The sequence below is a fragment of the Exiguobacterium sp. SH31 genome (assembly GCF_001816105.1).
Taxonomy (GTDB): Bacteria; Bacillota; Bacilli; order Exiguobacteriales; family Exiguobacteriaceae; genus Exiguobacterium; species Exiguobacterium aurantiacum_A.
Map to the genome: position 1 here is coordinate 1 of NZ_LYTG01000014.1, position 12,083 is coordinate 12,083.

General features: G+C 51.2%; 19 protein-coding genes. 2 read left to right on the forward strand and 17 right to left on the reverse strand.

Annotation, left to right across the window (positions count from 1 at the left end):
* Positions 1-98: 98 nt before the first annotated feature.
* Positions 99-527, reverse strand: a complete 429-nt coding sequence (mntR, locus tag A6395_RS02360) for a transcriptional regulator MntR (protein ID WP_070327049.1) — start codon at positions 525-527, stop codon at positions 99-101.
* 164 nt (positions 528-691) lie between these two features.
* Here mntR and A6395_RS02365 point away from each other — a divergent pair, with 164 nt between their 5' ends.
* Positions 692-1,072 carry a rhodanese-like domain-containing protein gene (locus A6395_RS02365; protein WP_016510373.1) on the forward strand — a complete coding sequence of 127 codons (381 nt, stop codon included), beginning with the start codon at positions 692-694 and terminating at the stop codon, positions 1,070-1,072.
* A 59-nt stretch (positions 1,073-1,131) separates the two neighbouring features.
* Here the strand turns inward: A6395_RS02365 and A6395_RS02370 are convergent, their stop codons facing one another.
* The 16 genes from A6395_RS02370 to A6395_RS02445 form a co-directional block, all read right to left on the reverse strand.
* Positions 1,132-1,359, reverse strand: a complete 228-nt coding sequence (locus A6395_RS02370) for a thioredoxin family protein (RefSeq protein WP_071397722.1) — start codon at positions 1,357-1,359, stop codon at positions 1,132-1,134.
* Between the two features lie 13 nt (positions 1,360-1,372).
* Positions 1,373-2,317, reverse strand: coding sequence for a permease (locus A6395_RS02375; RefSeq protein WP_071397723.1), 945 nt, complete (start codon positions 2,315-2,317; stop codon positions 1,373-1,375).
* A complete protein-coding gene (locus tag A6395_RS02380) occupies positions 2,310-2,621 on the reverse strand; it encodes an ArsR/SmtB family transcription factor (RefSeq protein WP_236633684.1) in 312 nt (103 codons plus the stop codon). Before A6395_RS02380 ends, A6395_RS02375 begins: the two co-directional genes overlap by 8 nt.
* A 167-nt stretch (positions 2,622-2,788) precedes the next feature.
* Positions 2,789-4,264, reverse strand: a complete 1,476-nt coding sequence (gcvPB, locus tag A6395_RS02385; protein WP_071397724.1) for an aminomethyl-transferring glycine dehydrogenase subunit GcvPB — start codon at positions 4,262-4,264, stop codon at positions 2,789-2,791.
* Positions 4,264-5,601: an aminomethyl-transferring glycine dehydrogenase subunit GcvPA gene (gcvPA, locus tag A6395_RS02390; RefSeq protein WP_071397734.1), complete on the reverse strand. Its 1,338-nt coding sequence runs from the start codon at positions 5,599-5,601 to the stop codon at positions 4,264-4,266. The genes gcvPB and gcvPA overlap by 1 nt, the downstream gene beginning before the upstream one ends.
* Positions 5,602-5,626: 25 nt before the next feature.
* A complete protein-coding gene (gcvT, locus tag A6395_RS02395) occupies positions 5,627-6,700 on the reverse strand; it encodes a glycine cleavage system aminomethyltransferase GcvT (protein WP_071397725.1) in 1,074 nt (357 codons plus the stop codon).
* Positions 6,701-6,847: 147 nt separating this feature from the next.
* Positions 6,848-7,186, reverse strand: a complete 339-nt coding sequence (locus A6395_RS02400) for a hypothetical protein (protein WP_071397726.1) — start codon at positions 7,184-7,186, stop codon at positions 6,848-6,850.
* A complete protein-coding gene (locus A6395_RS02405; protein ID WP_252100500.1) occupies positions 7,183-7,668 on the reverse strand; it encodes a shikimate kinase in 486 nt (161 codons plus the stop codon). Before A6395_RS02405 ends, A6395_RS02400 begins: the two co-directional genes overlap by 4 nt.
* On the reverse strand, positions 7,661-7,963 hold the full coding sequence (locus tag A6395_RS02410) for a hypothetical protein (RefSeq protein ID WP_071397727.1): 303 nt from the start codon (positions 7,961-7,963) through the stop codon (positions 7,661-7,663). Before A6395_RS02410 ends, A6395_RS02405 begins: the two co-directional genes overlap by 8 nt.
* Positions 7,927-8,421, reverse strand: a complete 495-nt coding sequence (locus A6395_RS02415; RefSeq protein WP_131442950.1) for a hypothetical protein — start codon at positions 8,419-8,421, stop codon at positions 7,927-7,929. The genes A6395_RS02410 and A6395_RS02415 overlap by 37 nt, the downstream gene beginning before the upstream one ends.
* Positions 8,357-8,593, reverse strand: coding sequence for a hypothetical protein (locus A6395_RS02420; protein ID WP_071397729.1), 237 nt, complete (start codon positions 8,591-8,593; stop codon positions 8,357-8,359). The genes A6395_RS02415 and A6395_RS02420 overlap by 65 nt, the downstream gene beginning before the upstream one ends.
* The gene (locus A6395_RS02425; protein WP_071397730.1) at positions 8,580-9,017 is read right to left on the reverse strand and encodes a prepilin-type N-terminal cleavage/methylation domain-containing protein; all 438 of its coding nucleotides are present in this window, start codon (positions 9,015-9,017) and stop codon (positions 8,580-8,582) included. The genes A6395_RS02420 and A6395_RS02425 overlap by 14 nt, the downstream gene beginning before the upstream one ends.
* Entirely contained in the window at positions 9,014-9,337 is a 324-nt protein-coding gene (locus A6395_RS02430; protein ID WP_084812908.1) for a prepilin-type N-terminal cleavage/methylation domain-containing protein, read from the reverse strand. Before A6395_RS02430 ends, A6395_RS02425 begins: the two co-directional genes overlap by 4 nt.
* Before the next feature lie 14 nt (positions 9,338-9,351).
* Positions 9,352-10,329 (reverse strand): type II secretion system F family protein, encoded by a 978-nt coding sequence (locus tag A6395_RS02435; protein ID WP_071397732.1) that lies wholly within the window; start codon positions 10,327-10,329, stop codon positions 9,352-9,354.
* The gene (locus tag A6395_RS02440) at positions 10,299-11,117 is read right to left on the reverse strand and encodes an ATPase, T2SS/T4P/T4SS family (protein ID WP_233589558.1); all 819 of its coding nucleotides are present in this window, start codon (positions 11,115-11,117) and stop codon (positions 10,299-10,301) included. Before A6395_RS02440 ends, A6395_RS02435 begins: the two co-directional genes overlap by 31 nt.
* Before the next feature lie 60 nt (positions 11,118-11,177).
* Positions 11,178-11,549, reverse strand: a complete 372-nt coding sequence (locus A6395_RS02445) for a Spx/MgsR family RNA polymerase-binding regulatory protein (RefSeq protein ID WP_016510368.1) — start codon at positions 11,547-11,549, stop codon at positions 11,178-11,180.
* A gap of 265 nt (positions 11,550-11,814) precedes the next feature.
* Between A6395_RS02445 and A6395_RS02450 the strand changes: the two genes are divergently transcribed.
* Positions 11,815-12,078, forward strand: coding sequence for a DUF2626 domain-containing protein (locus A6395_RS02450; RefSeq protein WP_070327035.1), 264 nt, complete (start codon positions 11,815-11,817; stop codon positions 12,076-12,078).
* The last annotated feature ends 5 nt before the right edge of the window (positions 12,079-12,083 follow it).

Sequence of the window (12,083 nt, forward strand, 5' to 3'; positions counted from 1 at the left end):
GGATTTAATTCAATAAAACGATGTTAATGTTCGGATTTTGGTTAAGGCGCATAAAAAAAAGACCACTATCCGCTTCAACAGTCGGCTAGTGGTCGATTTCACTCATCGCGTGTCATATTCAGTTCTTGAAACTGTCGAAACTGCTCCATCAGCTCGGGTTTGTCTTCAAAGAATTCGACGAATTGGGTCATGCAGTCAAGCGTGTTCGAACTCAAATGATGTTCGATGCCTTCAACATCCTCATAGACGTGCGCTTCATCGACTCCGATCAGCCGCAAGAACGACTCGAGCATCGTATGCCGCTCGACGAGCCGCTTGCCGATCTTCTGCCCTTTATTCGTCAACATTAGGCCTCTGTATTTTTCATACACCAAATAACCTTCCCGGTCTAACTTTTGCACCATTTTCGTGACTGAGGAGGGATGCACCCCTAAATGTTCGGCGATATCAGATACACGGGCGTATCCTTTCTCGACCATCAGTAAGTAGATTCGTTCTAAGTAGTCTTCCATACTCGGTGTCGGCATGGGCGTAGCCTCCCCTTATGTTCCGTTCTCCAATCTCCATTTTAGCGTAACCCGTGTAAAACCGAAAGCAGAACGGGCAAATCGTCTAGTCAATCATTGTCTCATGACCTTAAATTCTTTATAATGAATGTTGGTGAAACTTAATAGAGAAAGGGAGAACATCAATGGGAATCGAAACAATCCTCGTCATCATCCTCTGGGCTGCGCTCATCGCATATATCGTCTGGCGCTTCATGCCGGCTCGTGGTTTGAAAAAAATGAAACAAGAAGAATTTCGCGCTTCGCTCCGCAAAGGACAATTGATCGACGTCCGTGAACCGAACGAGTACAAGGGAGGCCACATCATCGGGGCCCGTAATATCCCGGTCGGCCAGATGAAACTTCGAATGAAAGAGCTACGGAAAGATCAACCGATCCTCATGTACTGCCAAGGCAAGTCACGTACGAACCAGGCGGCCAAACTGCTCATGAAAAATGGCTACACCGACATCTATATGCTTGAAGGCGGATTTAAAAACTGGAAAGGGAAAGTCAAAAAAGACTGACCCTCACAAACAAGCGTTGCTCCAACATTCGTTGGGGCAACGCTTGTTTGATTGAACGTTCAAAAGAATTTAGCGATTGATTTCGGTGCTAAAACTTTCCCTACCGATTTGATTTCCTCATTGACGACGAGGCCAGGCGTGCTCATAATTCCATACGACATGATTTGCTCGATGTCCGTCACTTTTTCAACCGTCTCCGTCTTCCCAGTTAATCGTAGCGCTTCTACGACATTTTGCTCCAGCGTTTTGCAATTGCGACACCCGGTCCCTAAAATTTTTATGTTCATGTTTGACTCCTCCTCATAGTATAAAATTGAATAAGTAACCAATTATCGTGATCCCTAACGTCACAATGACGAAGAAAATGATGACGAGCTCTTTCTTCAACACTCGGCTCAACAATAGACCTTCAGGTACAGACAAAGCGACGGTCGACATCATGAATGCAAGAGCCGTTCCGATCGCCATCCCTTTCCCTACGAGCACTTCGATGACTGGCAACGTCCCGATCGCATTGGAATAGAGCGGGACCCCGATCAACGTTCCAACGATTGGGCCATACCAGTTATCTCCCCCTGCGACACGCATAATGAACTCGGCCGGGATGAACCCGTGAAACCCTGCCGCGATCGCAATCCCAATCAGTAAATAAGGTCCCACTTTTTTTACGGTCTCATAGACGCTATTGAGCGCTGTCACTAAACGATCTGCTTGTGATAATTCAATTGTGACCGCGACTTGTTGACTTTTGATTTGATATACGTAGTCTTGCACATACTTTTCAAGATGTAACTTTTCAATTAGCAGGCCAGCGAACAATGCGACCATCACCCCTGCAAATACATATAAGAACGCGATCTTCCAACCGAACATCGAGATGAGAAGGACGATGGAAACTTCATTCACAATCGGTGACGTGATGAGAAACGTGAACGTCATCCCGAGCGGAATACCCGCTTCCACGAACCCGATGAAAAAGGGGATCGTCGAGCAGGAACAGTACGGCGACAAGACGCCTAGACCAGCGGCACCAATATATCCGCCGATTTTCCGCTTGCCACTCAAATAGTCGCGAACTTTTTCTACAGGGAAATAACTGCGAATATATCCGATCACAAAAATCATAATGCTCATCAGGACGGTTATTTTTACGACGTCCATCACGAAAAATTGTACAGCTTCACCGAAACGGCCACTTAGATCAAGGACGTCGTATGCGATAAAGTCTCCAATCCGATCAAACATGTTCACCCACTTCTTTCTCTGTCAATTGGAAAACGGTGTTCCGTCCCAAGCGTGTCGAGCGAATGACTTCACCACGCTCTAGCAAACGGAGGTGATGTGTCAACGTAGAGTTCGGCACCTCGAGCGCGCTCGACAGTTCACATAAGCACATCGGGGCTATGCCTAACAGGCGGACGATCTTTAACCGAGTTGGATCTGCCAGTCCTTTATGGAAGGCGGCTTGTCGCTCGAGCTCTCCCTCATCAAATTGACAGATACGTAAGGATTCGCGAAGTTCTTCGTCTGTTTTCAAAGTCCATTCCATCTTCATCACCTCCTCTTATATAACTAGTTTGCTAGTTATATAGTTTCAAGTCTACACACTTGTTCAACTATTCACATTTAAGACATTTTTTAGTTCATACAATCGTCACAACCACTCATCTTGGCACAAATCAAAAACCCGCTCGCGAATTGCGAGCGGGTTTTGGCTTAGTTGATTGACGATGGTTGGCGTCGCTCATACTTCAATACCGGCTTACGGGCAGCGAGCGTCTCGTCGAGTCGTTTGACGACCGTCGTGTGCGGCGCCGTCTGAACGATTTCCGGATTCTCTTCTGCCTCTTTGACGATTTGGAGCATCGCGTCACAGAACGCGTCGAGCGTCTCTTTCGATTCCGTCTCGGTCGGCTCGATCATGATGCACTCCTCGACGTTGAGCGGGAAGTAGATCGTCGGCGGATGGTATCCGAAGTCGAGCAATCGTTTGGCGATGTCGAGCGTACGGACACCGAGTGCTTTTTGACGTTTACCCGACAAGACGAATTCGTGCTTGCAGTACGTGTCGTACGGCACATCGAACGCGTCCTTCAAACGGGCGAACATGTAGTTGGCGTTCAACACTGCTTCGCGCGAGACACGCGTCAGCCCTTCGGCGCCCATCGTCTTAATGTAGCTGTAGGCGCGTACGTTGATGCCGAAGTTTCCATAGAACGGTTTGATGCGTCCGATCGACTGTGGGCGATCGTAATCGAGCGCAAAGCCTGAGTCCGCTCTTTTTACGATCGGTGTCGGCAAGTACGGGATCAAGTCGCGCTTGACGCCGACTGGTCCCGAGCCCGGGCCGCCGCCGCCGTGCGGTCCTGTGAACGTCTTGTGCAAGTTCAAGTGGACGACGTCAAAGCCCATATCACCAGGACGAGCGATCCCTAGAATCGCGTTCGAGTTGGCACCGTCGTAGTACAGTTTACCGCCTGCCTCATGGACGACTTTGGCAATTTCAAGAATGTCTGCCTCGAACAAACCGAGCGTGTTCGGGTTCGTGAGCATGAGCGCTGCCGTGTCGTCCCCGACTTTCGCTTTTAAGTCAGCGAGGTCGACGAGTCCACGCTCATCCGATTTGACCGTGACCGTCTCGAATCCGGCGACGACGGCCGAGGCCGGGTTTGTCCCGTGCGCCGAGTCCGGGACGAGTACTTTCGTCCGATTCATATCGCCGTTATGCTGGTGGAATGCTTTGATCAACATGAGTCCGGTCCATTCCCCGTGGGCCCCGGCTGCCGGTTGGAGCGTCACTTCGTCCATCCCCGTGATTTCAGCGAGCTGGTCTTGAAGGTCGACCATCATCTCGAGCGCCCCTTGCACCGATTCGATCGGTTGGAGCGGGTGGATGTGGGCGAACCCAGGCAGACGTGCCATATCTTCGTTCACTTTCGGGTTGTATTTCATCGTACATGATCCGAGCGGATAGAAGCCGGAATCGACACCGTGGTTCCGCGTCGACAGCGACGTATAGTGACGAACGACATCTAGTTCCGACACTTCCGGCAGTTCGGCCGCCTCTTGACGAATCATCGACGCCGGTAACAGCGCCTCGATATCAACTTCGGGCACGGTCGGTGTCGGCAAGTTGTAACCGGTACGTCCGGCACGTGACACTTCAAAAATGAGCGTTTGTTCGTGTTGCATCAGTTCGTCCCCCCAACCACTTCAATAAATCCGTCAATCTCTTCTTTCGTGCGCAGTTCGGTCGCACATAGCAACATCTGTGTTTGACGATCAGCATCATACGTTCCGAGCGGCAATCCACCGATGATCCCATTGTCAAGCAAGCGGCGTGACACGGTTTCCGCATCGGTACCGAAATCGACGACGAACTCGTTGAACATCGGTCCTTCATCGATGATTGGGTGACCGGCCGACTTCAGCGCCTCTTTCATATAGTGGGCCGTTTGAATGTTGCGGACGGCCATGTCACGAATCCCATATTTCCCGAGCGCGGACATCGTGATCGAGGCGGCGAGCGCATTGAGCGCCTGGTTCGAGCAGATGTTCGATGTCGCTTTATCGCGGCGGATATGCTGTTCCCGTGCCTGTAGCGTCAAGACGAAGCCGCGTTTCCCGTCCTCGTCGACCGTCTGACCGACGAGACGACCCGGCAGTTTACGCATGAGCGCCTTTTTGACGGCGAAGTAGCCACACGATGGACCACCGAAACTTTGCGGGATCCCGAACGGTTGGGCATCGCCGACCGTGATATCGGCCCCGAGCGCACCAGGAGACTCTAAAATACCGAGTGCGAGCGGGTTGCTCGATACGACAAAGAGCGCACCGGCATCATGGGCCGCTTTCGCGAGCGTCGCCAAGTCCTCGACGCGCCCGTAGAAGTTCGGGTACTGAACGACGAGACACGAGGCGTCCGTCAAATCGATGTCCGTCAAATTCGTCACGCCGGCCGCAACATGTGTATATTCAACGGAAAGTCCCGGTCCATCCGCGTATGTGCGGATGACGTCTTTCGCTTCCGGGTGAACAGCACCAGAGACGATGACACGTTTCTTCTTCGTATGAGCGCTCGCGAGGTACGTCGCTTCCGCGAGTGCGGTAATGCCGTCGTACATCGACGAGTTGGCGACGTCCATCCCCGTCAGTTCACAAATCATCGTCTGGAACTCGAACATCGCTTGCAGTTCACCTTGTGAAATTTCAGGTTGATACGGCGTATATGCCGTGTAAAACTCAGAACGGAGCAACATATGGTTCATGACGCTTGGCGACAAGTGGTCGTACATGCCGGCTCCTAGAAAACTCGGATGTGATTTCGTGTGAAGGTTCTTCTCGGCAAGCTTCGTCATGTGGCGGACGAGATCGACTTCTGGGAGCGGAGCGCCGATGGCAGACAACGATGCCGTCTCCCGGAGCGTGGCCGGGATATCTTCAAGCAAATCTTCGATCGATTCGACACCGATCGTCTGGAGCATATCGCGTTCGTCTTGCTCGGTCATCGGTAAATAACGAAATTCCATTCTGTTCATTCTGAATCCCCCTGTTTCATTTACGTTTATAAAACGGTGTCGGCACACGTTCGGCTTCTATTTGCTTGCCCCGAACTTCGACGATGAAGTTTGATTGTTCGATGAATCGGCTGTCGATCCGGGCCCAAGCGATCGATTCGTTAACGGTCGGCGGCATCGTTCCCGTCGTGACGACGCCGATCGTCTCGCCGTCAAACAAGACGGGCGCACCTTGGCGGGCAATCCCGCGGCCGAGCAGCTTCAAGCCGATCAAACGGCGCGGAATATCTTCTTTTTGTTTGACGAGGGCATCTTTCCCGACGAAGTCGGTATCGAGCTTGACCGCAAAGTTCAAGTTGGCCTCGAACGGCGTCACCGTCTCGTCTAACTCATGCCCGTACAACGGTAGACAAGCTTCAAAACGGAGCGTGTCACGTGAACCGAGCCCGCACGGCGTCACTTGTTCTGCTTCAAGCGCAGTCCAAATCTTCGAGACATCTTCGGCCCGGGCGTATACTTCGAACCCATCCTCACCTGTATAGCCGCTCCGCGAGACGATTGCCGGCACACCGGCAACGTCGCCGCTCAAAAACCGGAAGAACTTGATCTCATGCAGCGGTAAGTCCGTGATGCGTCCGAGTACTGTTTCTGCAATCGGACCTTGGATCGCGATTTGACCGTACGCATCCGATTCATCGGTCACAGTGACGTCCCCTGATACGTATCGACGGACGTGGGCCACGTCTTTTTCAATATTCGAGGCGTTGACGACGAGCCAATACGCGTCTTCATCGAGCCGATAGACGAGCAGGTCATCGACGACCCCGCCGTCAGGTAAACAGAACAAGTTGTATTGCGCTTGCCCGATATTCAGCTTCGAGACGTCATTCGTCACAAGACGTTGGACGTTTTCGAACGCGTCCGGACCTTCAATCCGAATTTCCCCCATGTGCGATACATCGAACATGCCAACCCGCTCCCGAACCGCTTGATGCTCTTCTTTGATTGACGAGAACATGATGGGCATCTCAAACCCCGCAAAATCCACCATCTTCGCCTTCGTAGAAATCAGGTCATACAAAGGCGTACGTTTCAACGTTAACTTCTCCATAATATCCCCCAATCCCGAACGTAATTAATCCATTTGATGAAATATTTCGTTTTCTATTCCACTCTATCAAGTTTTTAACGCGCTGCCTAGCAAAAATGGGCAAAAATAAAGAGGATTGAAAACGAAAACGTTTTCATCCTCATTATTTCATATTTCAGTCTCAGTGGAAACGCCTGAACGATCGATTCCAGCGGTCCGCTTAATTTCTTTCGTAAGGCCGACCGTTGCCTGTTTCAGTTCGAGCGACTCGTCTTTCACTTTAACCGAGTAAGCCTTCATCTGCTTTACCGATGCGTTGACCGTGTCGACGTGCTGTTTGATCTCACCGACCAAGCTTTGAATCACGTTCATTCGAATCGTAAACCGTTCCGTCAACCGTTTCACACGGCGCAGATCGGTCTTCATTTTGTTCCGATACAATAAAAATCCGTATCCGCCTAGCCCGATGAGTGCGAGCACGATAATACCAAGATTAATCCAAATCATTTGTCTTCCTCCTTCAACCGATCTAGTTCACAAGCAATCGCTTCCGAGCTCAATGAGGCGTCGATTGTCACATCGGCGCAAGCGTAAAGCGGACGCCTGCGCTCGTACAAGGCCTCGACGCTTCTTTTTCCAAGTTGCACGAGCGGACGGTCCGAGTCTTTAATCCGTTCCCAACAAAGCTCGAACGGCAACTCAAGAGCGATGATGCGCCCATGCCGCCGCATCCATTCGATGTTTTCTGAGCGCTCGACGATTCCGCCGCCTGTCACGATATAGTCCGCATGAACGCTTCGAAGCATCGCCGTCTCTTCGGCCCGAAACGCGCTCTCACCGTGTCGGGCGAAATAAGCAGATAAACCCATTCCAAGATGCCGTTCGAGCGCTTCATCCAAATCGATGACATGATTCGATTTTTCAAGATATCGTTTTAAGCTTGATTTACCTGTACCCATAAACCCGATGATGTAAAACGGTCTAGTCATCGAAATAAATCACCTCTTTATGCTTTTCACCCGTCTTCAATCGGATCTCGACCTCTGTCGTACCTGGCCCGAGCGGTCGGCAGAAAATCGTACCGGTCGGTTTGACGATGACCTCTGCTTCTGTCTGGCACGAATGTTTGGCGACCATGAGATGGGATTCGAAGCGAATCGCCAAAATTTCGAGCGTCAGACGTTCCGTGCTCCGTTCGATATCAGTATACCAAAACAAAGCTGCAGCTAATAGCCACGTCAAGAGGACTAACGTAGAGATGACGAAGAACCCGCGCGCATGCACATCACGGACTTCTCCCGAGGGCCGATCGAGTCGGTCCACTGAATCCGGTAGCCGTTTCCTAACGGTTCGACGCGATAACCATCGATTCCTCTTATAAATAACAAGTTCCCTCCCTCTTCGCCCACCATGACTAAGTTCCGATTGATCTGCTTGAGCGTCCACGCCCACGTCGTCTCATCGGGTCGAACGTACGTGCCGACGAGTCTACCTTCTCGCACCTGACAGTCACGACTGTCGAACAGTTTGCGGACGATGAGTTGTGGTGTCGTGTTGACTTGACCGCGCGGTTGTTCGTAAAACGCCTCCCCGAGCGCTAAAAAGTGGACGAGCAGCCCGATGAACAAGGGGAGCAACAATAATGTGAACGTCATCTCGAGCAACGTGAAGCCATCCTCAGAGTGTCGGCAGACATATGTCTCGTTCACAAATTTCGACTTCACCGCTTGGATCGGCCGCATCGAGCAACACCTCCCCTTGAAGCCGTTCATAAGTCCGAACCGTCGCCTCGAGACGCTCCACCCGCTCCGTACCCGCCGTAACGAACGGCGCAATCACACCGACCCATCCGAGCAGGAGGGCTAGACTTAAACAAACTTCCCAAAACGTGACGCCTTGCTCATCCTCCCCCACTACGGATCACCTCCGGCTCATACGTGCCCATCCTGAACTTCAACGTGACCGCGACTTGACCCGTGTAAAATTTCCACTGTCCGGCATACGTCGCCGCCGACTTTGAAAAGACGATTTCGTTCGTTGTCGGCAAGCTCATCTCGACACCGTCGGGAACGACGCCTGAAGTGATCGACGTCGTCCCGCACGTGATGTGATACTGCCGTTCTTTCATGTACCATCTCAAGCGCGGGACACATCTTTCATCGGCGGCCACATACGGGTACTGACCGACCTCGGCGATGTCTTGGACGAGCGCCTCCGTGAAGTCGATGAGTGCGAGCCGATCCATCGAACGGACGGTAGGCGTCGCCACTAAAAGGAGTAACGACAGGACGACGAGCACCCAAGCCATCTCGACGAGCGTATAGCCGCCTTGTCTCATTTCAGCGCCAACGCACCCGTGCTCGGTGTGTACGTGTACGTCACCGACTGACAGCTATATTCGAGCGGGTTCTCGGTCGAAGCACGTTTGATGACGGCGAGCGATTCTGGATACGCCTTATGTTCCGCATAGTATAAATTGATTTCAGATTCGACAATCCGTACGCTCCCTTCACAGCTGACGCTATCCGCCCGTGACTTCCCGTCCGACATAGACGGGACGAGTAGCAGCAACAAGACCGAGATGATCAGTAACACTGCCGCCATTTCAACGAGTGTGAATCCTTGCTCTGCCTGACGGTCTGATTTGAGTTTTGCCACGATAATTCTCCTCCTCATAGTTGGGCCATAATTAGTTTGACCGGCAAATAAATCGTATAGAACATCATCGTCACCATGACGGTCAAGAAGCCGTACAAAAGCGGCTCCGTCTTGGCGATCAGTTGCTTCCAATACAGTTCCATCTCTTCAAAGATCAAGTCTCGATGTAACGCCATAATCAATCCGAGGTCTCCGCTCACCGTCCCGACCCCGAACAAGCTGACGACTTCATGATCGAGCAGACGCTCCTCTCGGGCTGCCGCCTCCAACTCGATCCCACCAGACATCCGATCATGGATGCGCCGGGCGATTTGCGCCACTTCCCCGTCCCCGTGAGCAAGACGCTCGATGACGTGACGAACCGAAATTTGACCTTCACTCAGTAAGGACAGTTCACTGACAAACATATACGTGATATACAGTCGTCTTCCCCGCTCGACGAATCGGATCGGGACGGACCAGCCTCGCTTCACGACCCAATAGCCCCAGCCGCCCGTCAAGACGAGCGCGACGAACAAGCCCGGGAAAAAACCTCGTGACAAGAGGATGGCGCTGATTCCGTCTAAATCGTCGACCTGCACCATCGAGAGCAATTTCGGAAAGATGTACAGCGCATAAATGGCACCAAGACCTAAAAGCATCGTCAAGATGACGAGCGGATACCTCGCCAGTTGTTTTAACTCTTGCTGCAAGCCTCGACGCATCATCGATAAGGCAAGCACTTGTTCTAGACCTTCAATGAAATGATGTCCCCGTTCCGCCGTCACGAGCATGTCTCGCATGCGGGCATCCGTGACGAGTTCAGAGAAAACGTCGGCGAGTGCCTGACCACTCTCGAGCTTTTGCCGCATCACATGAATCAGTTGTTTTTGCTTCCCCCGCTCATGCAACTCGAGCGTCTCGAACGTCTTTTTCAACCCGACCCCTCGTGCTTGCAGTCTCAGGAAGCGCCGGATCGTGTTCAGCTCCCTACTGGAACGGACATCGACCATGAGCAAGTCACCTCCTCTCTCCGCTGCAACACACACCAATGGCGCGGCACCTCTACTTTACCGACCAACTGTTCGAGACGGCGTTCACCGTCTTCGATACTCGCCGTATGAAACGTCGCGATCGTCAAATGTCCGCTCAGTGCCGCATCATGCGCGACACGCAGTTCTTCACTCGTCCGCACCTCCCCGACAACGATGATATCCGGGTCGGCGCGCAACGTTTCTTTCAACAAACGCCTATGATCCAGTCCTGCCAATACATTCACTTCGAGCTGGATCACACCCGTCAATTGCTGTTCGGGAGGGTTTTCGATCGTCACGATCCGGTGGTTCTTCAAACTTTCAAGAAAAGCATAGAGGACTGTCGTTTTCCCGGCCCCCGTCGCGCCACCGATTAAAAACAAGCCGTGCCGTAGTTCAGCCATGCCTTTAAAACGCAACACATCCACTTCAGATAACAACTCTTGAAGTTGGAACGAGACGTTCGGCAGACGCCATGACATGAGCACATCAGTAAATGACGGCAAAAACGTGACCCGGATCATTTCTTTGTTTCGATCATATATCCCGGATTGTGGAACCCGATGATCCGTTTCAGCGAGCGAACACCAATATTTCATATGTAATGTGAGCCGTTCGTAGTCTGGACGTGGTATCGTCTCAAGCTTTGTGATCGACGTCCCGTGACGCGCCTGTACGATAACGGCGTCTTTGCCTGGCATGAAATGGACATCGCTCGCCTCGAGCCGTCGCGCCGCTTTAATCAATCGATCAATCACTTGTTTCATTGTCCCCACCTCATAAATGAGCATAAAAAAAAAGCCCACTCTTAAGAAAGTGGACTTGTCTTATGAAACGTTTACCGAAGTCAAATCATGGCGGCGGGCATACGTCTCGATTGACGCCTTGTCATAGCCGACAATGACTTCTTTACCGTCTGTCAAAATCGGGCGTTTCAACAGCTTCGGATTTTCGCTCATCAACTTCAGCAACTCGCTCAGTTTCAGTTCATCGACGTCAACGTTGAGCTGTTTGAACGCTTGACTTCTCGTTGCCAGGAGTGAATCGACTCCGTCTTCGCTAAGTGCAAGCAGCGTCAAGAGTTCGTCTACCGTCGGAGCGTCTCGGAAAATATGGCGTTCGTTCACATCAAGTTGTTGCTCTTGTAAAAACGCTTTCGTTTTTCGACACGACGTGCAACTTGGATACGTATAAAACATAAGTTCACTTGCCACTTTCAGCGCCTCCTTTTATTTGACAACCTGTTCCGTTCAATGTTTGTAAGTTGATTATACAACCTATTCCACTTTTTGTACATAGTTTGTACAACCTTTTTTGAATTTTTGTACAACTTTATACAACATATCGATTTCACATATTTTTCACGATTATTTTGCTCAATTCACACGTTTTCATAGCATTTTTCTGAATGTGTTGGTAAAATAGTGAATGAGAATGGAATAATGTACGTATGGGGGGATTAACATGGCGAGAATGTTCCGTGTCCTAGGCTTTTGGACTGGGTTGATCGCGGCGCTGGCTTTCGTGGGCGCACTCGGTGGAGATCAAAGCAGTAGCGAACATACTGGTGACTTCGTCGTAATGGGTCTTGTCTTTTTAGCTCAAACAATTTTCTTTGTCGCACTAGGCTACTTGAAACTGACTGAAAAAACGTATGTATACGTGTTCGGCGCTTATTTGACTGTTTTCTTCGTCGTCTTCACGTATTGGAGTAACTTCCAAATGTAAAAAAA